The following is a 20,322-nucleotide window of genomic DNA, read 5'->3' as shown; positions in this document are numbered from 1 at the left end:
GTCATCAAGCCGGGCTGTCAGCCATAAAATCAGCAGGCCCAGGCACACCAGCGCCACATAGCCGAGCCAGCTCATTGCTGCCCCCGAATTTTGCGAATGCCTGCTTCATAGCGGCCTTCCGGGCTGTGTTGCTGAGTCTGAAAATACTTCAGGAACCACATGTATTGCTCAGGCCAGTGGCTCAGCAGGGCTTCAATTTCAGCGTTCATGGCCCGGGTATCAGCGGTGAGATCCGCTGTGGGGTAGGGGGCCATGGGCGGGCGTACTATCAGCTCATAACGGTGTTGCTCGGTGTTATACACGCTCAGCACCGGAATAGCACAGGCACCGGTCAGTTTGACCAGTTTGGGCAATGCGGGCAGGGTGGCTTTCATTTCGGCAAAAAAGGGCACAAAGATACTGGCCTCGCGGCCATGGTCCTGATCCGGCAGATAAAAGAAATGCTTGCCGTCACGAATGGTTTTTATCACCGCCTTAATGCCCGCATCGCGCTCATACACAATGCCGTTAAAGCGGGCGCGCTGGCGATTGATAAACCAGTCGAACACCTCGTTTTTGGCGCTGTGCATCATGGTACACATGGGCATGCCCAGCGAGGTTAAATAAAGCCCGCCGGCATCAATGGCCCAGGTGTGGGGGATCATAAAAATAATCTGTTTGTTGTCTGCCAGGGCGGCGTCGATGTGCTCCTGGCCATGCACTTTGAAGCGCCCCTGTAAATAGGCGGGGCTGCGGGCGGTCCATTCGCCATAGGCAAAAAAGGTCATCAGGCCGGCGCGAATGGAGTGCAGCAGCATGGCCTCGGTTTCCTGGTCCGATAACTCAGGAAAACACAGCTTTATATTGGTGCGGGCAATGTAGCATTGCTTTTTGGCAAATTTGACCAGCAGCGGGGCAAAAAAGCCGGCAAAAGCATCCCGTGCACGCACCGGCACCCAGGCCAGCAGCCATAAAAGAGCAATAGAAAGCCAGGTAGGCCAGTGGCGCGGATGCAGATAGCGGGATTTAAACTCAGCATCGTAAACGGGATCTTGCCCGGACATATTCTTTACCTCTAATGCGTAAGGTCGCCAAGTGTAAGCAAAAACGGGTCTCAAATCACCCCTGCCGCCGGGGCCGGAAGTAATCGGTATTATTATAAAAGGCCGGATTTTCATTGGCCGGCCACCAGCCGGGAATACCGAGCAGAGGCAAAGGCCGCAATGGTTTCGGCTTATCAAACAGTTGTTGCTGCTCCAGGTGCGCGCACAGGGCGCTGTCCAGCAGCTGATACTGGCGGTGCACAGGGGCCTCAAAAAAAGCATCGGGCATGGTAATCACCACGGCTTTGGCGGTCAGGCCAATAAAAGGTGCCAGTGCCAGCTCATACAACGCATGGCCAAACACAAAGGCCCGGCGCTGCTGCCAATGCGTCCGGCCAGTTACAAACAGGGTTTGCCAGTCGTGCGCCTGCAACAGCGCGGCGGCTTCATCGCCTTCACGTACCGCCAGCACCAGACCGCATTCATCAAAATGGGTGATGCGATCCCGGCGGGGCGTACGCCGGCGGGCACCGTGAACGGCAATGTGCTCCATATGCAGCCGGTTCAGCAGCGCCTTGGTGTGAGGGAACAGATGCCAGATAACAGCACCGAAAAAGTCATGCCAGTTAGCCTGTCGGGTAGGCACCTGCCCTCTGGCCACTGCTTCTTCGTAATAGCAGTCAAGAGCGGCAAAATGCTGGTCGTCAATAAAACACACGGGTAGCTGTGTTGCCAGCTGCTTATTAAGACAGGCAACATCGGGCCAGCGGGGCTGCTGAAACCGTATCAGATCGCTCAGCTGGCCAAGAATGGGGTTGCGCGTGGTAAAATCAGGGTCCCAGCTCATTGGTCGTCCGCTCACATAAAAGCCGCCAAGCATAGCGCCGCGGCAAAAAATGTTCAGCAAATTTTGAAAACAAGGCATTCTCCGGTGCCAGGACCCTGGTTAGAATGCCTGTGTCAAATTCTGACGAGTGAGGCAAGCCAATGAAACGGGTTTTACAGACAATCTGGTTAATGGCTTTACTGCTCCCTGGCACGGCCATGGCAGCAAAGGATAACAGTGTGAAAATAGATGATAAATGGGTACTTGGCCGGGTGGAGTGGTTGTGGCTGCCGGCATTGCAAGACACCATAAAGGCACGCATCGACTCCGGTGCCAAAACCTCTTCCATGTCGGCGACCAATATTGCAGAGTTCGAGCGCGGCGGCGAGCCCTGGGTGCGCTTTACCTTTTTGCACGATCACATCACATCGGACATGGAAGCGCCGCTGACGCGCTATGTGCGCATTCGTCAGGCCAACAGCAAAAAGGCTGACCGACGAGTGGTAGTGACGCTGCCGGTACGTCTGGGTGATCTGGAGAAAAACGTGGAGTTTACACTTAAGGATCGTACGCGCATGCTGTATCCGGTGCTGCTGGGCCGCGAATTTATGGGAAATGATGTGCTGATAGATCCGTCCCGGCGGTTTGTACAGCCAAAGCATCCATAAAAAAGGGCGGTAAACACCGCCCTTGCTATTTATATTCCGATGTTACCTGGACTGCATGGCCCGGCGTATGCACAGGGCAGCACCGCCCCAGGTAATGCCAAGGCCGATGATCATCATGATAATAGCACCACTGGTCATGCCTTTACCTCCTGCTTGTTGCTCATATTAATGATAATGGCCACCACCAGCATCACGGCAATCATGCCCCAGCCAATAAACAAAATTTCGTTATTGCTGTAGCCGCCGTAGTTCTCTTTAAAGGCATCCATGATGTTGTTGAACAGAATCACAATCAGCATGCCAATGGAGACAAATTTGATGCACAGCTGCCACCAGATGCCAATGCTGAACTCAGACAGCTCATTGGCCCGCTTCTGATAATCCGACAGCTTGCACAGCCAGCCCACCAGGAACAGCTCAAGCAGACAGGAGCCCAGCAGTGCCATATTGTTAATGTAGTAATCCACCAGATCCAGCAGCAGCAAACCGCCGTTGGTAATAAACAGCAGGCTCACCACAAAACCGGTGCCACAGAACACCACAGAGGTTTTCTGCCGGCTCCAGCCGGTCTTGTCCATCAGACCGGTGGTAACGGCCTGGGCAATGGAAATGTGTGAGCTGATACCGGCAAACACCAGTGCCAGGAAGAACAGCGGGCCGGTAATGCCCGGAGCAGGCAGCAGGTTAATGGCGGTAGGCAGGGTTACAAAGGCAAGCCCCACGCCCGAGCTGACCACTTCAGTGAGCTCTTTATCCTGCGCGTGGGCCATGTAGCCCAGGGCACCAAAGATCATGATGCCGGCCAGCATGGAGAAGCCGCAGTTCATCAGCACCGTCATAAAGGCGTTGTTGTTGATGTCTGACTTTTTGGGTAAAAAGCTGGCATAAGACAGCATAATGGCAAAGCCCACACTCAGGGTGAAGAAGATCTGACCATAGGCGGCAGACCACACCTTGAGATCCCAGATTTTGCTGAAGTCGGGCTCCAGCAGCCAGTTAATGCCGTTCAGCGCGCCGGGCAGCGACACTACCCGGCCAATTAGCACCAGCACCAGCAAGAACAGCAGGGGCATCAATACCTTGTTGATTTTTTCAATACCGCCCTGCACGCCACGGTAGGTAGCCACAAAGCTGGCTGCCCAGGCCAGGATCAGCGGCAACAGCAAGTGAGTCTGAATGCTGCCAAGATTGGACGGAGAGTTGTCTCCCAGCTTCAGAAACTCGCCAAAGAAGAAGGCATTGCTGTCGTCGCCCCAGCTCTGATCCACCGCAAACCAGGCATAGGAAATGGCCCAGGCAATGACCACCACATAATAAAAGGCGATCACCGCGCAGATCATGACCTGAAACCAGCCCAGCCACTCAAAGCGATGGTTCAGCTGGCGCAGGGTGCCGGGCGCACCGGAGCGGTATTTATGCCCCAGCGTAAACTCCAGGATCATAAAGGGAATGCCTGCGGTCAGCATGGCAAACAAATAGGGAATAAAGAAGGCACCACCGCCGTTTTCATAGGCCATATAGGGGAAGCGCCAGATATTACCCAGGCCCACGGCAGAGCCGACGGCCGCAAGGATAAACCCGGTACGGGAACCCCACTGCTCACGTTTCATAACGAATCCTCGGGAATAAAAGATAACTAAAAGGGTAGTTTCACCGGCGCAGGGTAGGCGGGGGCAGGGGTAAAATCAACGCGCCGATCTGCTGCTTCAAAGGATTTATCCCTTACATCTGTATGTCATTGGTTCTTTTTACGGAATGATTAACAACCATGTGTTGTTATGCTGGTGTTATCATCTTGAAACTGGCAGTGCTTCAGCTAAATCGTGTTTTTTGCATTTTGATAAAAACTGTGGATGTGCGCATATACCGGAGTGTAAAAAGAAACTTGCGCACTTATGCAGCAGGTAACAATGCTTTCTTGGTTTTAAGCAGCACAAAATCAGGCTTGCTGCATAAAAAATCATGCAAGTTGATTTTTTATATAAGCATCAGTAATTCTTATGACCACAGGGCTTTGGTTGGTGTTTATTGCTTGATAATTAACCGTTAACAGGTTGTTTTCTTTCGTGCTGTGAGTGATTTGCCATTAGTTTTTTTAACTTTAAAACGCAGAAAAAGTCAGTTGAGGGCAGTGCCGCCCGCGCCTATGCTGCGCCCGCATTCATTTAAGGAGGCGCGTTATGAACACCACTTTGCAATCAGTACACAAAACTGCCCGCCCGGCAGCAAAAGCCGGCTTTCTGAGTACCCTTGGTACCTGGCTGCGCCGCAGCCGCACCCGTCGTGAGCTGGCGGCACTGCCGCCCTATCTGCTGAAAGACATCGGTATTAACGAAGCTGATCGTTATCAGGAAGTCAGCAAGCCGTTCTGGCAACAGTAACGCAACGGAATGCGCCTCAACAAAAAAGCCGCTGTCAGCGGCTTTTTTTATTAACCAAACACACCAAACCAGAGGGTGAGCACCAGAATACAGATAAGGTTAAGGGCAAAACCGGCCTTCATCATTTGTCGTTGCGGAATATAACCCGAGCCAAACACGATGGCATTGGGTGGGGTGGCCACCGGCAGCATAAAGGCACAGGATGCCGACACCGCAATCAGTGCCGCCACCATCACCGGCGACAGTCCCAGCCCTTCAGCCACGGCCGCAAACACCGGAATCAACAAGGCAGCGCTGGCCGTATTGGACGCCAGCTCCGTTAAGAACACCACAAACACACAAATGGTCAGCAGCATGACCAGCGGACTTGCCTGGGTCAGCCCTTCTGCCAGGTGGTTGGCCAGAAACAGACTGGTACCGGTTTCCTTAAGAATATGGCTCAAGGTCAGGCCGCCGCCAAACAGCAGCAACACGCCCCAGTCGGCCTGATGCTCCACTTCTTTCCAGTCGGCCACTTTGGTGACCCCCACCAGAATAATGGCCAGCACTGCCACCAGCGTATCAAAACCCGATATGCCGCCCAGCAGGGCGGATAAGGGTGATGAAAAAATCCACAGGCACACGGTGAGGGCAAAAATACCCAGAGTAAGAAAGCGCTTCGGGCTCCAATCGGGTGCATTTTCCGTCAGGTTGATTTGCTCATTAAGCTGAGGCCGGAACAGTACCCACAGCAAAACAATGGTCAGTGGCAGCAGCACCAGGCTGATGGGCAGACCAATGGCCATCCACTCGGCAAAGCCCAGACCGGTTTCGGCAGCGGCAATGGCGTTGGGCGGGCTGCCTACCAGGGTAGCAATGCCGCCGATATTGGCGCTGTAGGCAACCCCCAGCAACACAAAAACATAGGTAGAAGCGTGGCGGTGTTCGTCCAGACAGCGCAGCAGCCCCAGCGCCAGCGGCAGCATCATGGCGGCCGTGGCGGTGTTGCTGATCCACATGGATAAAAAGGCCGAGGTAATAAACAACAGTAATACGGCGACGGCCAGCCGGCCACCGGCCAGCTGCAGAATGCGCACTGCCACCAGCCGGTCCAGCCCCTGACAGCGCATGGCGGCTGCCAGTGCAAAGCCACCCAGGAACAAAAAGATAATGGGATTGGCAAAATTGCTGAGGGCATCTCCTGTGCTCAGCACGCCCAACAACACTGCCAGCAGCGGCACCAGCAGGGCAGTAATGGTAATATTTACAGCTTCTGTCAGCCAGAGGGTGGCGATCACCAGCAGCAAGGCCAGTCCCTTGTTCACTTCCGGCTCAAAGGGCAGCCCCAGCGCCAGCGCCGGCAGTGCCGGAATGCACAGCAAAAAAACGCCGGTGCGAAACCGGGAAGAGGATGATTGGTTAGACATGTTGATTCCGTTATGTTGTTGTTTTGGTTTTGATTATCAAAAATGCGGCGAACTATATCACCGCCCGCAGGAGCAGTAGATGATGGCAGCCGCAAAATTCGAACCCGGTATTCACAAAAAACATAACTGGCTGATATTGGCGCTGGTATTAGTGTTACTGACGGTGTTGTGGCAGGGCGTCAGTCTGTTTCAGCAATACCGTAACGGCAGCCAGCTGGTGCAGGTGGCCACGCCGGTGATTGATGAACTCTATCGCATACACCACAACATCATGATGCCCGGTGCTGAAACCACAGTGCTGCTGGAAGAGCAAAGCCGTCGGCTGGCCTTGCTGGTATCGCACTTTAATAAATATCTGCAGCAGTTAAAGATGGCGCCTCTTGCCGAGTCTCTGCAGCCTGACGTCTACCTTGAGCGCTTGCAGAAATTACAGGATGCCGAGCTGCATGCCCGCCATAGTCTGCAGCATTTTATCGAGACCAGGAACAAGATACGTCAGCCTGAACAGCGGGCCGCCTTGCAGCCGCTGCTGCAGCGCAGCCGGCTCTATCTTTACAGTACTAACCCGCTTTTTGTGCAGGTGCTGGAGCAGCAGGCCATCAAGCTGGAGTCATTGTGGCCCAAGGCACCGGCCATGGCAGAAGCCTTGTATGCCCATGGCATTTTTATCAGCGATCTGCATGAACTGGTGCTGCTCAGGCAGGACCTGGCCGGTCGTAACATCACGCTTTTTTACCAAAAAGTGACCGAGTGGCGGCAGCAAGCCGAACGCAACCGGGATCGCTTACTGGTACTGGCACTCATGCTGTTGCTGGGCGGCCTGTGTGTGGCAGGGGGGGTGCTTTACATCAATAACCGTAAATTACACAAAGCCAATATCAGTGCCAGCTCACTGGCACAGGCGAAAACCGACTTTCTGGCCAATATGAGTCATGAAATCCGCACTCCCATGAATGCCATCATCGGCTTTGTGTCGTTACTGCAGCAAACCCGCCTTGATCAGCGCCAGCAGGACTATCTGGCCAAAATCGGCTTGTCTGCCGATAACCTGTTGTTACTGATTAACGATATTCTCGATCTCACCAAGGTGGAAGCCGGCAAACTTGAGCTGGAAAATATTGATTTTGATCTGAATGAGCAGCTTGAGCAGCTGGCGGTGCTGTTCGCCGACATGTCGGAACAAAAGCGGCTGGAAGTCATTATTGACAAAGCCCCCTCAGTGCCCGACAGGCTGCGGGGCGATCCGCTGCGGTTGGGGCAGGTGCTGACCAACCTGGTCAGCAATGCCCTTAAGTTCACCGAGCGCGGCGAAGTGATGGTCAGCATTTCTCTGACCGATGAAGTCAGCCCCAGGCTGTGTTTTGAAGTGCGTGACACCGGCATTGGCATTATGCCCGAGCAGCAGGAGCAGCTGTTTCAGTCATTCAGTCAGGTGGATGCCAGCACCACCCGCAAATACGGTGGCAGCGGATTAGGTCTGAGTATCTGCCGGCATCTGGTGGAGCTGATGCAGGGGGATATCAGGCTGCACAGTGAGCCGGGCAGAGGCTCGGTGTTTTATGTGTATTTGCCGCTGCACCTGGCACAGGAGCAGGTTCAGCAGTCAGAGTGCCTGTTTGAACCCGGCACCCGGGCGTTACTGGTGGATGACAATGCACATGCCCGTGAGGCGCTCACTGCCATGCTGAGCAATGCCGGTTTTGTGGTGCATGGCGCGGACTGTGCCGAGCAGGCCCGCAGCTTATTGAAGCTGCATGGCACCGAGTTTGATCTGGCCCTGATAGACTGTTGTCTGGGAATGGAAAACGGCATGGATCTGGCACGTTATATTCGTCAGCAACCCGCGTTTGAAGGGTTGCCTGTGGTGGTGGTCAGTGCCTTTGGCAGAGAGCGGCAAACGGCTCAGATGCGCCTGCTGGGCATTCATCATTATGTTTCCAAACCGGTGACCTGGCAGCGTTTGTCGGCCTGTTTAAGCAAGGTATTGCACCCTCAGACAGCATCTGCTGATGTGGTGGTCACCACCACAGAGCAAGATAGTTATCGCCAGCAGCTGGAAGGCATGCATGTGTTGCTGGCAGAAGATAACCGGCTTAACCAACAGCTGATAGTAGAATATCTGTCCCGGGTGGGCGTGCGCGTTACCCTGGCCGATAACGGCCGCCAGGCCGTTGAGCTGCTGAGGCTGCAACCCTTTGATGTGGTGCTGATGGACTTGCAGATGCCGATTCTGGACGGGCTGGAAGCAACTCGACAGATACGGCGGCTGCAGCAGCATCATCAGGTTCCCATTATTGCACTGACCGCCAGTGCCATGCGGGCAGATCAGGAAAGCAGTCTGGCATCGGGCATGAACGCCTATATTTCCAAGCCGGTGAGCAGTGTTGTGCTGTATAAAACCCTGCAGGAATACAGTGGCAGACCCATACCGCCGCTGTCTTCCTCTGTGGTGTCGTCTTCACCGCCGGTGACGGCCTCTCAGGCTGCTAAAACAGCGGTGGCCGACCTGCTGGCCTGCCGGGATCAATTGTGGCTGGTGCAGGCGGCTCAGGCCGAAAAGAACCGGGCGGAAACCACACAGCTGCTCAATGAGCTGGCGCATTGTGCGGTCGCAGCCGGAGAAACCGCATTGGCAGATCTGGCCGAGGCGGCCATGGTCTGGCCACAACAAGGAGAGGATGTGCCCTATGCTCAGCTGGAATTACTGCAAAGAGAGCTGGCCATGGTGTTATCTCGCTACAACTAGCATAAATTTATGTGTAACGTGATCTTTGTCACACATTGTTTTGTTTTGGTTTTATGTTCTGATTTTGTGGTTTTTATTGGAACTTTATATTTCAAGTAAAACCTGCCGCAGTTTAACCACCAATCCCCTTTGGGAAGCGGGTTTGAAAGAGGTTTTTTCATGCATAAGGCAAGGTTTTTTTGTGATGTAACTCGCTGGATTTTTCCCTGATTTTGGATGATATTCTCGCCCAACAGGCATTCAGATTCCAAAGTAGGGTAGCGTTATGAAAGTATTGGTTTTAGGTAGTGGTGTGGTTGGCGTTACCAGCGCCTGGTATCTGGCTCAGCAGGGGCATGAAGTGGTAGTGCTGGACCGCCAGCCCGATGCCGCAGAAGAAACCAGCTTTGCCAACGCCGGCCAGCTTTCTTTTGGCATGTCTTCTCCCTGGGCTGCGCCGGGCATTCCGGTCAAGGCCATGAAATGGATGTTCCAGGCTCATGCCCCCCTGAAAGTGCGCCCCGGTACCAATCCGGCGCAGTGGAAGTTCATGCTGTCGATGCTGGCCAACTGTAATGAAAAATCCTACAGCATTAACAAATCCCGCATGGTACGCGTATCCGAGTACAGCCGTCAGTGCATCAACGCCCTGCAGGATGAACTGGGGCTGCCCTTTGAAGGCCGTAAAAAAGGCCTGTTGCAGGTATTCCGTACCGAAAAGCAGGTAGCCGATGCCGCCAAAGACATCAAAGTGCTGCAGGAATTTGGTGTGAATCACGCCATGCTGAATGTAGAAGACTGCATTGCCCGTGAGCCCGCACTGGCCCGGGTAAAAGACAAACTGGTAGGCGGTCTGCACTTTCCGGACGATCAAACCGGTGACTGCAATCTCTTTACCAAGGCACTGGTGAAAAAGTGTCAGGAAAAAGGCGTTGTGTTCAAATTCAACACCGAGATCAAGGCACTGGTGCGTGACGGTGACGAAATTCGTGGCGCTCAGACCGATCATGGTCTTGAAACTGCCGATCAGGTGCTGGTGTGCATGGGCAGCTACTCGCCGTTTCTGCTCACGCCGCTTGGCATCAGTCTGCCCATTTATCCCATCAAGGGCTATTCACTGACCATTGATGTGAAAAAAGACGAAGATGCGCCTCAGTCCACGGTAATGGATGAAACCTACAAAGTGGCCATTACCCGGTTTGAGAACCGTATTCGTGCTGCCGGCACCGCTGAACTGGCCGACTTTAACAAGGATCTGCCCAAGGCCCGGCTGGATACCATTTCTCAGTCGGTGACCGACCTGTTCCCGGAAGGCGGTCATATCGACAAGGCCGAGTTCTGGACCGGTTTCCGCCCCATGACCCCGGACGGTACTCCCATTATCGGTGGTACCCGCTACAAGAACCTGTGGCTGAACACCGGTCACGGTACGCTCGGATGGACCATGGGTGCCGGCTCTGCCTCGCTGATTGCCGATCTGATCAGCGGTAATAAGACCGATATCGACAGCGACGGCCTGGCTTACAGCCGCTACGGCTAAGCTGGCCGGAGAAGCAAACCGCTTCTCATCTGGACACTGAACGCCAAAAAACGCACTATTGCCGTTTTTTGGCGTTCTTCGTTTATGCTGCTTACTCTGCTCAATATAGTGCTGCCGGTGTTTGCCGTGGTGGCGGTCGGTTTTCTGTTTGGCCGTCGTCAGCACAACCCGGAAATGGGCTTTGTAAACGCGGCCAATGTGGCGGTATTCTGCCCTGCACTGGTGTTCTCGGCGCTGATCAGCAACCCGGTTTCCCTGTCTCAGAGCTGGCCGTTAATTGTGGCCGGTGCATTGTGCATCATACTGCCGGGGCTGATGCTGGCGCTGTTTCATGTTCGCGGTATTGAGCGGCGCACTCAGGTGCTGGCGGGCATGTTCCGCAACACCGGCAATATTGGCATTCCGCTGATGATGCTGGCCTATGGCGAGGAGCAGCTGGGGGCCATTATTATTTTGTTTGTGCTTTCTAACCTGCTGCACTTTTCCCTTGGGCTGTTTATTCTTTCCCGCGAGGCCGGCCGCTGGCAGTGGCTTAAAAACCCCATTGTCTGGGCGGCCGTGGCCGGGGTTGTGCTGGCCGATCATCAAAGCCTGCTGCCGCAGTTTGTGTATACCAGTGCCGACTTGCTGGGCCAGATGGCGGTGCCGCTGATGTTGTTTGCACTGGGCGTGCGCTTGTCGGCGGGCGAGGTGGGCAACCTGGGGCCGGCATTTAAACTGAATCTGCTGTATCTGCTCGCCGGTGCCGCCAGTGTTGCGCTGGTGGCCTGGTGGCTGCCATTAACCAATGACTGGCTTAAACTGCTGGCATTATCAGTGATGTTGCCGCCGGCGGTGCTTAACTATCTGCTGTGCGAGCAATATCGCTGCCAGCCCGACAAAATGGCCAGCATAGTGCTGCTGGGTAATGTGATGTCGGTTGCCGTGATCCCGGTGGTGGTCTTTCTGACCCTCACCTATCTGTAAAGAGAGCTGCGAAGCTTGCAGCAGTGGAGTATCGAAGCATCAATGCGGTTGCATTCCGCCGACACGCTTCGAGTGTCTGCAGGCGGTAGATGGGACAAGACGGTTGGGACGAGTCCCAACACTCTTCAATCCTCGCCAGAGTCAGCTTGGTTAAATTTACGTTAAATTAATTTTAACGCCAGGTTAATACCAAAGTCTAAGTTTCAATCAGCCCTGCCAGCGCTATTGTTATTTTCGAACCGTATTCGGCTATTCAAGGAGAGGAAGAATGGCGTTCGAAAATCAGGAAAAAGCAAAAGCATACTGGCAGGAAAACCTCAGGCTGATGGGCATATTGCTCGCCATCTGGTTCACGGTTTCCTATCTGTTTGGCATTGTGCTGGTAGAAGCCCTCAATGCCTTCACCATTGGCGGTGCCAAGCTGGGGTTCTGGTTCTCCCAGCAAGGGGCCATCTACGTCTTTGTGGTGCTCATTTTCGTTTACGTATGGCGAATGAATGTGCTCGACAAAAAATACAACGTTGAAGAAGAGTAAGGGGTAGGAAATGGATATCCAAACCTGGACATTTATACTGGTGGGGCTGAGCTTTGCCCTCTACATTGGCATTGCCATCTGGGCTCGTGCCGGCACCACAGGTGAATTCTATGTGGCTGGCGGTGGCGTGCATCCGGTGGCCAATGGCATGGCCACCGCAGCCGACTGGATGTCGGCGGCGTCGTTTATCTCCATGGCAGGCATTATTTCCTTTGCCGGTTACGACGGCAGTGTGTATTTGCTGGGCTGGACCGGTGGCTATGTACTGCTGGCGCTGTGTCTGGCACCCTACTTGCGCAAGTTCGGCAAGTTTACCGTGCCCGACTTTATCGGTGATCGTTACTATTCTCAGACTGCCCGCATGGTAGCGGTGTTCTGCGCCATTTTTGTGTCCTTCACCTATGTGGCCGGACAAATGCGCGGCACCGGCGTGGTGTTTTCCCGCTTCCTGGAAGTAGACATTGATGTGGGCGTAATCATCGGCATGGCCATTGTGTTCTTCTATGCCGTGCTCGGTGGTATGAAGGGCATCACCTACACTCAGGTGGCACAATACTGCGTGCTGATCTTTGCCTTCCTGGTGCCCGCCATTTTCGTCTCTCTGCTGGTCACCGGCACTCCGGTACCGCAGCTGGGCTTTATTGGCCAGACTAGCGACGGAATGGAGCTGCTGGATAAACTGGACGGCCTGTCGCAGGAGCTGGGCTTTACCGAATATACCTCCGGCAACAAATCGGGCATTGATGTGTTCTTTATTACCGCCGCGCTTATGGTGGGTACTGCCGGTCTGCCTCACGTGATTATTCGCTTCTTCACCGTGCCCAAGGTGCGCGATGCGCGCATTTCTGCCGGCTGGGCGCTGCTGTTTATCTCTTTCCTCTACACCACGGCACCGGCTGTGGCTGCCTTTGCCCGGGTTAACATGATTGAAGGCCTGAACGGTCCCGACGGTCAGGGTGTGGCTGCCGAGCAGGCTCCCGCCTGGGTAGGCAACTGGGAAAAAACCGGCCTGGTCAACTGGGAAGATAAAAACGGTGACGGTCGCCTGTTCTATTCCGGTGACGAGCGTAATGAAATGACCATCAGCCCCGATATTATCGTGCTGGCCAGCCCTGAAATCGGCAAGCTGCCCAACTGGGTAGTGGCATTGCTGGCAGCGGGCGGTATGGCAGCGGCGCTGTCGACGGCAGCGGGTCTGTTGCTGGTTATTTCCACCTCCATTGCCCACGACCTGCTCAAGAAAGGCCTCAAGCCCGACATGACCGATAAGCAGGAGCTGATGGCCGCGCGCATTGCCGCTGCAGTGGCCGTGATTGGTGCCGGTTATCTTGGTATCAACCCGCCCGGCTTTGTGGCACAGGTAGTGGCCTTTGCCTTTGGTCTGGCTGCCGCGTCTTTCTTCCCGGCCATTGTGCTTGGTATTTTCTACAAGAAAATGAACAAGGAAGGGGCCATTGCCGGCATGGTGAGCGGCATTGCCTTTACCGCCAGCTATATTATTTACTTCAAGTTCATCAACCCCGCCGCCAGCGTTCCGGAAAACTGGCTGTTCGGCATTTCCCCCGAGGGCATTGGTACCCTGGGCATGCTGGTTAACCTGACCGTATCTTTGGTGGTGGCCAAAGTGACTCGTGAAACCCCGCAGGAAGTGCAGGAACTGGTAGAAAGCATTCGTTTCCCCAAAGGGGCAGGCGAAGCTCACAGCCATTGATCTGTATCATGGTAAATATCAGGGACGCGCAAGCGTCCCTTTTTTATTTCACTGGTTTGCAAGCCTCTGTTCATTAACTGCTTTTATCTGTTTATACTGGCTTTTTTATTTTTCGGTGGCGTTAAGGATCTGAATGTTAAAATGGTTCAAATCCGCTCAAAGCAGCACGGTAGTCAGCATCTATCTTACCCAGACAGCGCTGTATGCAGTGGAAGAGCAATATCCGCGGCAGGTGATTGAGCTGCTTTTTAATCAGGGCGAATCCGCAGCCTCAGCGCTGGTCCGGTTAATCGGGCAGCAACAATGGCAGGGCCGCCGAATAAAACTGGCACTGGGCCGGCATTTTTACCGGCAAACACAAATAGACAAGCCCGCCATGCCCGACGACGAGCTGGCCCAGGCCTTGCCCTGGTGCATGCGAGAAATGGTGGATGAACCGGTAGAGCAGCTGCTGTTTGATTATATTGATTTGCCAACGGGGCCGCAGGGCACAGCGCGCATTGCCGTCTATTACAGCAAGCGCCAGCCGCTGGCCGAGCTGGTGGCTGCCATTACGCCGCTTTGCTCCATCGCAACCATGGGGCCAGATGAACTGGCCATGTGTAACCTGCTGGCCGCAGATCAGCGAGGTCTGGTGCTGCACAAGGTGCCTGGTCAGGAGCTGACCATGACCTTTATTCATCAGGGACAGTGGCATTTTTCCCGCACCATTCGTGGTTTTCAGGCGCTGGATGATGAGTCGATGGCGGTTGATCAGTTTGTATTCGACAACCTGCTGCTTGAGCTGCAGCGCAGCATTGACTACGCCACCGGCCAGCTGAAGCTGAATGCTCCCAATCAGTGGTTTTTGGCGTTGCCGCAACGAGTGACTCCGGCAGTGCAGCTGGCTATTAAGCAAGTATTTGATATTGAAGCCGAATCATTGACCAATGAGCACTTGTCACCGGTCAGCCTGCCCGCCATCGGCATGCTGGAGGAGGACAAGGCATGAAAACCCGCATTGAGTTTTATCAGGCTGCCCTCAAGCCGGTAAAAGAGCTGCCCACCAGCCGCCATGTGCTGCTGGGCATGCTGGCCGTTGTGTTGTTGTGGGGCCTGGTGTTTGCCTGGCAGTCGGTGACAAACCATCGCCAGACGGTTGCCAACCAGCAGCTGCAGCAACAGCTGGACGCGGCCCAACACACGGTAGCCCGGCTGCAGCAAAGTGTGGCGCTGCTGAATCAGGCTCAGGACGACACCGAACGCCTTCGTATTGAGCGTGATATTCGTACCCGTCGCCAGCTGCTGGGGCTGCTCAGCCGGGATCAGCTGGTGTCTTATGCCAGCACCCTGGACGACCTGGCCCGGGTACCCTGGCAGCAGCTGTCTCTGACCAGCCTGCAACTGCAGGGGCAGGCCATGACCCTCACCGGCGAGGCTGCCACCGCCGCTGCCGTGCCGGCCTGGATCCTGGAGTTTGAACATTATCAGAGTCTGGCCAGACGCGAGTTTGGCAAGCTGGATATTCATCAGAACGGCACCGAAGCCCTTGAATTCAGTCTGCACAGCGACGGAGTAGCCCGATGAAAGCAAGGCTTAAACAGCTTCACGATGCTTATATGGCCCGCAACCGGCGCGAGCGCTGGTTACTTGCCGTGGCCCTGTGGGCGCTCACGGCCTGGGCCGGGCTCACTTTGTATGAGCAGACCCTGGCTGCCACCGCCCAGCAGCTGCAGGCACAACAGCAGCAGCTGGAACGGCAAATTAACGAGCAGCAAGGACTGGAGCAGGAGTTTAACCAGCGTATCAGTGAGCTTAAAGCCAACGATCAGCGGGCGCGGGTGGCCCGGCTGTCTCGTCAGTTAAGTCAGATCAATGCCAATGTGGATGCCCGCATGCGCACCCTGGTGGGGCCCGAGCAAATGCCGGCGTTGTTGCTGTCGGTGCTGGATCAGCAAACCGGGCTGACCTTAACCGGCCTGACCAACCTGCCTGCCGAGCCCATAAACCCGGCTCAGGAAGGCGGCGACATACTCTACCGGCACGCGTTGGCGCTGGAGCTGTCGGGCAGTTATTTGCAGCTGCTCGACTACGCCAAACAACTGGAAAGTCTGAGCGGACGCATTTTCTGGCAAAGCCTGAGCTTTGAGCTGCAGCAGCACCCCACCGGTCTTATTCGGCTGGAGTTTTTTACCATCAGTCAACACAAGGAGCTGATCCGTGGTTAACGCCAGTGTTCTGCTGTTTTCATTATTAAGCACCGCCGGCAGTGTACAGGATCCGACCCGGCCGCTGGCCGGCGGGCCGCAGCCGGTGACCGAGGCGGACAAACCCGCAAGCAATAACAGCAGTGTGCCTGTAGTGCAGGCCATTTTTGCCGGCGGCAGCACCCAAGGTGCCATCATTGACGGCCAGTGGGTGACGCTTGGCAAGGCCGTTGGCAACTACCGCCTGCTGGCCATCACCAAAGAGCAGGTGACCCTGGAAAACCAGGGCCAGCGCCTGATCCTGAACCTGTTCTCTACTTTTAATGATACGGATACCCCATGAAACGGATGCTTAAACCGCTTACATTGGCCCTGGTTGCTGCCGGCCTGACCGCCTGTGTACAGACCCCCGACGGCTCCTTGCCCAAGCAGGCGCTGGACGAAGCCCTGCAAACCCGGCCCGATGCCGTGCCCGCGGCGGTAGAGCAGGAGCTGTTAAGCAGCCGCCGGCCGGCAGCCGGCACCAGCCTGGCACCGGCGCGCCGTTTTGATATTGCCGCTCGGGACGTAGATGCCCGGGAGTTTTTTGCCGCCCTCGGCAGCCAGCATAACGTGAGCATTGCGGTGCACCCGGATGTGACCGGCACCATTACCCTTAACCTGCGCCGGGTGACCTTGCCGGAAATTCTGGATGCCATCTCCGGCCTTTACGGCTACGGCATAGAGCAGCGCAGCGGCGTCTATCAGGTGTATGCCAACGGCGTGCGCAGCCGTACCTTTAATGTGAATTATCTGATGTTATCGCGCAATGGTCAGTCGCAAACCGCCATCAGCGGCAGCAGCCTTGGCAGCAGCGACGAAGACAGTAATACCGGCGGCAGCTCTACCCGTATTAATACCGAATCCAACAATGACTTCTGGTCTGATCTGGAAAGCGCCCTTGGCCGGTTAATTGGCAATGAAGAGGGCAGGGTGGTGGTCACCAACCCTCAGGCCGGCCTGGTGACGGTGCGCGCTGCTCCCGACGAGCTGGCACTGGTAGACGATTTTTTAACCCGGGCCGAACGTCAGCTCAAACGCCAGGTAATTCTGGAAGCGCGCATCGTGGAAGTGGAGCTGAATGACGGTTATGAGCAGGGCATAGAGTGGAATAACCTGTCGGCAAACAGCCGCTCTGGTCAGGTTGCTACGGGTAATACGGCGGTAACCTACCCCGGCTTTTTAAGTCCGTTGTCAGACTTGCTGGGAGGCGGAGCTGTATTTACCTATACCGATGGTAACTTTGATGCGGTGGTAAACCTGCTGCAAACCCAGGGTGAGGTAAATACGCTGTCAAACCCTCGTGTTACTACCAGCAATAACCAGAAAGCGGTGATTAAAGTAGGCACAGACGAATACTTTGTGACAGACTTTTCCATTGAAACAGAAACAAATAACGATGGCGGCACCAACCGAATTTATCCGGAGCCCAAATATAAGCCGTTCTTTTCGGGTATATCTTTAGACGTCACCCCCCAGATTGGGGAAGACAACCGTATTTTGCTGCATATTCACCCGGCTGTCGTGGAAGTTGAAGAAGATCTTAAGCTGTTACCACTGGATAATAATGTCACTATACCCTTGAATTTTGCCAAAAGTACGGTGCGTGAGTCGGACACGGTAGTAGAGGCCGCCTCTGGTGAAGTGATTATTATCGGCGGCTTGATGCAGGAAAAACAAACCGAGCAGGAAACGGCCATTCCATTGATCAGCGAAATACCCGTGCTGGGCAATTTGTTTAAAAACCGTAATCTTGCTACTCAGAAAAGCGAGCTGGTGATTATGCTGCGTCCGGTGGTGGTGGCCGCCAACACCTGGCAGACCGAGCTGCAACGCTCCCGGGATCTGCTGGAAAAATGGTATCCGCCCCAGCCTGAGACGGTACCGCTGAGCCAGGAATACCGGGGGGCACGATGAAGCTGACGGCAAGTCTGCTGCTTGTGCTGACGGCTGCCATGGCTTATGCCGATGATCAGCCCGACTGGAACGATCCGGTGTGGGCTCAGGTCATGGCCACGCCGCCGGCGGCCAGCGAGTTGTCCATCAGTGAAGTCACGGTCAGCCGTGCCGATCAGCTGGCAGAAGCCGAAGCCACCGCCAATGCGGCGCTGGCCACGGGCAACTGGATGCAGGCCGAACAGCAGTTGAATGATGCGCTGGCACGTTATCCTGATGCTCATCAGTTGCGGCTTAAGCTGGCGGCACTGCAATATGGCCGGGGCGCACCGGCACAGGCCAAAGCCCTGCTGCAACAAGGGCTGGAGCTGGCACCGGAGCAGGCCGGGCTGCGCCTGACGCTGGGCCGTATTCTGGCCAATGAAAACCGCCACGCTGCCGTTTGGCAGGTGCTGAGTGATGCTCAGCCCGAGCTGGCGCAACACCTGGACTATTATGCCCTCATGGCCGAAGCCGGCCGGCGCAGTGGCCGCTGTGAAGACGCCATGGCCGTTTATCATCGCCTGCTTACTCAGCAAAACAGCGGCCCCTGGTGGCTGGGGCTTGGGTTGTGCCAGCGCAGCCTGGGCCGGGATTTCACCCATGCCTTTGAGCAGGCGCAAGCCAGCGTGGATCTGGGAGAGGCGTCTTTGCAATTTGTAAACCGGCAACTGGAGCTGCAACATGGCACAACGCAAACTCACTAAGCGTCTGGGCGAGCTGCTGATAGACCATGGCGTGATCACCCAGGGCCAGCTGGAAACCGTGCTGCAGAAGCAGCGGCAGGAAGGCGGTCGCCTCGGTGCCGTGCTGGTGCAAATGGGCATGCTCACCGAGCTGGAGCTGCTGGGCTTTGTGGCCGAGCAGCTGGACATTCCGCTGCTCGATCTCAATAAAGTCGATATTGATCCCCAGGCGGTCAAGCTGATGTCGGAAGTGTATGCCCGCCGTCACCGTGCGCTGGTGATCGGTGCCGACGACACTCAGGCCACAGTGGTGCTGGCCGACCCCGCCGATCTCGACACTCAGGATGCCATCAGCAATTTGCTCTCGCCCCGGGAAGTACACCTGGCGGTGGCCCCTCACAGCCAGATGCTGGCGCTGTATGATCAGCTCTACCGCCGCACCGACGACATTGCCAACCTGGCCGGCAAGCTGTCGGAAGAGCATGCGCCCAGCCGCACCGTGATTGAAACTGCCGGTCTGGAAGACAACGACGCCACCGTGGCCCGCCTGCTGAACTCCCTGTTTGAAGACGCCATGCAGGTGGGGGCCTCCGATATTCACATAGAGCCCGACAACAAGGTTATTCGTCTGCGCATGCGGGTAGACGGCCTGCTGCAGGAAACCCAGCTGAAAGAAGTGGCCATAGCGCCGGCGCTGGTATCGCGGCTCAAGCTGATGGCCGGGCTGGATATTTCCGAGCGCCGCTTGCCGCAGGATGGCCGCTTTGAGCTGACCATTAAACACAATCCGGTGGATGTGCGCATGGCCACCATGCCGGTGCAATATGGCGAGGCGGTGGTACTGCGGCTGCTGGATCAGTCCGGCGGCACCCGCACTCTGGAGCAGGCGGGCATGCCGCCTGCCTTGCTGGCCTCGTTCCGGCGCAAACTGGCCAGCCCCAACGGCATTATTCTGGTCACCGGCCCCACCGGCAGCGGCAAAACCACCACCCTCTATGGGGCTCTGGCCGAGCTGAACACCCCCGACCGTAAAATTATTACCGCTGAAGATCCGGTGGAATACCGGCTGCCGCGGGTCAATCAGGTGCAGGTAAACAGCAAGGCCGGGCTCACCTTTGCCCGCATTTTGCGCACCAGCCTGCGTCAGGACCCGGACGTGCTGCTGATTGGCGAAATGCGCGATCAGGAAACCGCCGAAATTGCCATGCGCGGGGCGCTGACCGGCCATCTGGTGCTGTCTACCCTGCACACCAACGACGCCCCCAGCTCGGCAGTGCGATTAATGGACATGGGCGTGCCCGGCTATCTGGTGGCCAGCACCCTTAAAGCCGTGCTGGCCCAGCGGCTGGTGCGCAAAATTTGTGAATACTGCAAGGTGCCGGCCCAGCCCGACGAGAGCGAACGCCAGTTTTTAATACATTTGAATCCGCAGGCCGAACAGGGCCGCTTCTATCGTGGTGAAGGTTGTGCCAGCTGTAATCACACCGGTTTTAAAGGGCGAATAGGGGTGTTTGAGTGGCTGGAAGTGAATCAGCCCATGGCCGATGCCCTGCGTCATGAAAATACCCAGGCCTTTGAAACGGAAGTGGCCCGCCTGCCGGGCTTTGTGACGCTGCCCCAGGCGGCCCTGGAGCAGGCACTGGCGGGCAATATTGCCGTTTCTGAGGTGCTGCGCCTGTCTGAGTGGGTAGACTGA

19 protein-coding genes are annotated in these 20,322 nt (G+C 55.7%); 14 read left to right on the top strand and 5 right to left on the bottom strand.

The window, feature by feature from the left end; translation table 11 throughout:
* Positions 1–71: 71 nt before the first annotated feature.
* Both lpxM and N2M06_RS08710 read right to left on the bottom strand, forming a co-directional pair.
* Positions 72–1,043: a lauroyl-Kdo(2)-lipid IV(A) myristoyltransferase gene (lpxM, locus tag N2M06_RS08715; RefSeq protein ID WP_346350568.1), complete on the bottom strand. Its 972-nt coding sequence runs from the start codon at positions 1,041–1,043 to the stop codon at positions 72–74.
* A 55-nt stretch (positions 1,044–1,098) separates the two neighbouring features.
* Positions 1,099–1,869: a DUF3025 domain-containing protein gene (locus tag N2M06_RS08710; RefSeq protein WP_346350567.1), complete on the bottom strand. Its 771-nt coding sequence runs from the start codon at positions 1,867–1,869 to the stop codon at positions 1,099–1,101.
* Positions 1,870–2,087: 218 nt separating this feature from the next.
* Here N2M06_RS08710 and N2M06_RS08705 point away from each other — a divergent pair, with 218 nt between their 5' ends.
* Entirely contained in the window at positions 2,088–2,516 is a 429-nt protein-coding gene (locus N2M06_RS08705; RefSeq protein ID WP_317075529.1) for an ATP-dependent zinc protease, read from the top strand.
* A 42-nt stretch (positions 2,517–2,558) separates the two neighbouring features.
* Here the strand turns inward: N2M06_RS08705 and N2M06_RS08700 are convergent, their stop codons facing one another.
* Both N2M06_RS08700 and N2M06_RS08695 read right to left on the bottom strand, forming a co-directional pair.
* On the bottom strand, positions 2,559–2,654 hold the full coding sequence (locus N2M06_RS08700; protein WP_019933813.1) for a MetS family NSS transporter small subunit: 96 nt from the start codon (positions 2,652–2,654) through the stop codon (positions 2,559–2,561).
* On the bottom strand, positions 2,651–4,126 hold the full coding sequence (locus N2M06_RS08695; RefSeq protein ID WP_317075530.1) for a sodium-dependent transporter: 1,476 nt from the start codon (positions 4,124–4,126) through the stop codon (positions 2,651–2,653). The genes N2M06_RS08700 and N2M06_RS08695 overlap by 4 nt, the downstream gene beginning before the upstream one ends.
* A 570-nt stretch (positions 4,127–4,696) precedes the next feature.
* On the opposite strand from N2M06_RS08695, the gene N2M06_RS08690 reads away from it, so the two are divergent.
* Positions 4,697–4,897 (top strand): DUF1127 domain-containing protein, encoded by a 201-nt coding sequence (locus N2M06_RS08690; RefSeq protein ID WP_019933811.1) that lies wholly within the window; start codon positions 4,697–4,699, stop codon positions 4,895–4,897.
* Between the two features lie 50 nt (positions 4,898–4,947).
* On the opposite strand, the gene N2M06_RS08685 is transcribed toward N2M06_RS08690, so the two are convergent.
* Complete coding sequence (locus N2M06_RS08685) at positions 4,948–6,303, bottom strand: DASS family sodium-coupled anion symporter (RefSeq protein WP_019933810.1); 1,356 nt, start codon at positions 6,301–6,303, stop codon at positions 4,948–4,950.
* 79 nt (positions 6,304–6,382) lie between these two features.
* On the opposite strand from N2M06_RS08685, the gene N2M06_RS08680 reads away from it, so the two are divergent.
* The 12 genes from N2M06_RS08680 (at position 6,383) to N2M06_RS08625 (ending at position 20,322) form a co-directional block, all read left to right on the top strand.
* Entirely contained in the window at positions 6,383–9,049 is a 2,667-nt protein-coding gene (locus tag N2M06_RS08680) for a response regulator (RefSeq protein WP_346350566.1), read from the top strand.
* 265 nt (positions 9,050–9,314) lie between these two features.
* A complete protein-coding gene (locus tag N2M06_RS08675; RefSeq protein ID WP_019933808.1) occupies positions 9,315–10,568 on the top strand; it encodes a D-amino acid dehydrogenase in 1,254 nt (417 codons plus the stop codon).
* A gap of 84 nt (positions 10,569–10,652) precedes the next feature.
* Positions 10,653–11,534: an AEC family transporter gene (locus N2M06_RS08670; protein ID WP_019933807.1), complete on the top strand. Its 882-nt coding sequence runs from the start codon at positions 10,653–10,655 to the stop codon at positions 11,532–11,534.
* 268 nt (positions 11,535–11,802) lie between these two features.
* The gene (locus tag N2M06_RS08665; RefSeq protein WP_019933806.1) at positions 11,803–12,069 is read left to right on the top strand and encodes a DUF4212 domain-containing protein; all 267 of its coding nucleotides are present in this window, start codon (positions 11,803–11,805) and stop codon (positions 12,067–12,069) included.
* A gap of 10 nt (positions 12,070–12,079) precedes the next feature.
* Complete coding sequence (locus N2M06_RS08660) at positions 12,080–13,780, top strand: sodium:solute symporter family protein (RefSeq protein WP_346350565.1); 1,701 nt, start codon at positions 12,080–12,082, stop codon at positions 13,778–13,780.
* A 133-nt stretch (positions 13,781–13,913) separates the two neighbouring features.
* A complete protein-coding gene (locus N2M06_RS08655; protein ID WP_317075534.1) occupies positions 13,914–14,771 on the top strand; it encodes an MSHA biogenesis protein MshI in 858 nt (285 codons plus the stop codon).
* On the top strand, positions 14,768–15,346 hold the full coding sequence (locus N2M06_RS08650) for a PilN domain-containing protein (RefSeq protein ID WP_346350564.1): 579 nt from the start codon (positions 14,768–14,770) through the stop codon (positions 15,344–15,346). The genes N2M06_RS08655 and N2M06_RS08650 overlap by 4 nt, the downstream gene beginning before the upstream one ends.
* A complete protein-coding gene (locus N2M06_RS08645) occupies positions 15,343–15,987 on the top strand; it encodes an MSHA biogenesis protein MshJ (protein WP_317075536.1) in 645 nt (214 codons plus the stop codon). Before N2M06_RS08650 ends, N2M06_RS08645 begins: the two co-directional genes overlap by 4 nt.
* Positions 15,980–16,309, top strand: coding sequence for a hypothetical protein (locus N2M06_RS08640; RefSeq protein ID WP_346350563.1), 330 nt, complete (start codon positions 15,980–15,982; stop codon positions 16,307–16,309). The genes N2M06_RS08645 and N2M06_RS08640 overlap by 8 nt, the downstream gene beginning before the upstream one ends.
* Entirely contained in the window at positions 16,306–17,922 is a 1,617-nt protein-coding gene (mshL, locus tag N2M06_RS08635) for a pilus (MSHA type) biogenesis protein MshL (RefSeq protein WP_346350562.1), read from the top strand. Before N2M06_RS08640 ends, mshL begins: the two co-directional genes overlap by 4 nt.
* A complete protein-coding gene (locus N2M06_RS08630; protein ID WP_346350561.1) occupies positions 17,919–18,647 on the top strand; it encodes a tetratricopeptide repeat protein in 729 nt (242 codons plus the stop codon). Before mshL ends, N2M06_RS08630 begins: the two co-directional genes overlap by 4 nt.
* Positions 18,625–20,322 (top strand): GspE/PulE family protein, encoded by a 1,698-nt coding sequence (locus N2M06_RS08625; RefSeq protein ID WP_346350560.1) that lies wholly within the window; start codon positions 18,625–18,627, stop codon positions 20,320–20,322. The genes N2M06_RS08630 and N2M06_RS08625 overlap by 23 nt, the downstream gene beginning before the upstream one ends.

It is taken from the genome of Oceanimonas sp. AH20CE76, assembly GCF_039654065.1.
Taxonomy (GTDB): Bacteria; Pseudomonadota; Gammaproteobacteria; order Enterobacterales; family Aeromonadaceae; genus Oceanimonas; species Oceanimonas smirnovii.
The sequence above is the reverse complement of the archived record's forward strand: the minus strand, read 5'-3'. Positions and strand labels throughout refer to the sequence as shown.

Coding starts and splice junctions, on each gene's coding strand:
- N2M06_RS08685 (WP_019933810.1), bottom strand. CDS start 6,303: ATGTCTAACCAATCATCCTCTTCCCGGTTTCGCACCGGCGTTTTTTTG.
- N2M06_RS08680 (WP_346350566.1), top strand. CDS start 6,383: ATGATGGCAGCCGCAAAATTCGAACCCGGTATTCACAAAAAACATAAC.
- N2M06_RS08690 (WP_019933811.1), top strand. CDS start 4,697: ATGAACACCACTTTGCAATCAGTACACAAAACTGCCCGCCCGGCAGCA.
- lpxM (WP_346350568.1), bottom strand. CDS start 1,043: ATGTCCGGGCAAGATCCCGTTTACGATGCTGAGTTTAAATCCCGCTAT.
- N2M06_RS08675 (WP_019933808.1), top strand. CDS start 9,315: ATGAAAGTATTGGTTTTAGGTAGTGGTGTGGTTGGCGTTACCAGCGCC.
- mshL (WP_346350562.1), top strand. CDS start 16,306: ATGAAACGGATGCTTAAACCGCTTACATTGGCCCTGGTTGCTGCCGGC.
- N2M06_RS08665 (WP_019933806.1), top strand. CDS start 11,803: ATGGCGTTCGAAAATCAGGAAAAAGCAAAAGCATACTGGCAGGAAAAC.
- N2M06_RS08630 (WP_346350561.1), top strand. CDS start 17,919: ATGAAGCTGACGGCAAGTCTGCTGCTTGTGCTGACGGCTGCCATGGCT.
- N2M06_RS08660 (WP_346350565.1), top strand. CDS start 12,080: ATGGATATCCAAACCTGGACATTTATACTGGTGGGGCTGAGCTTTGCC.
- N2M06_RS08670 (WP_019933807.1), top strand. CDS start 10,653: ATGCTGCTTACTCTGCTCAATATAGTGCTGCCGGTGTTTGCCGTGGTG.
- N2M06_RS08625 (WP_346350560.1), top strand. CDS start 18,625: ATGGCACAACGCAAACTCACTAAGCGTCTGGGCGAGCTGCTGATAGAC.
- N2M06_RS08695 (WP_317075530.1), bottom strand. CDS start 4,126: ATGAAACGTGAGCAGTGGGGTTCCCGTACCGGGTTTATCCTTGCGGCC.
- N2M06_RS08650 (WP_346350564.1), top strand. CDS start 14,768: ATGAAAACCCGCATTGAGTTTTATCAGGCTGCCCTCAAGCCGGTAAAA.
- N2M06_RS08700 (WP_019933813.1), bottom strand. CDS start 2,654: ATGACCAGTGGTGCTATTATCATGATGATCATCGGCCTTGGCATTACC.
- N2M06_RS08710 (WP_346350567.1), bottom strand. CDS start 1,869: ATGAGCTGGGACCCTGATTTTACCACGCGCAACCCCATTCTTGGCCAG.
- N2M06_RS08655 (WP_317075534.1), top strand. CDS start 13,914: ATGTTAAAATGGTTCAAATCCGCTCAAAGCAGCACGGTAGTCAGCATC.
- N2M06_RS08645 (WP_317075536.1), top strand. CDS start 15,343: ATGAAAGCAAGGCTTAAACAGCTTCACGATGCTTATATGGCCCGCAAC.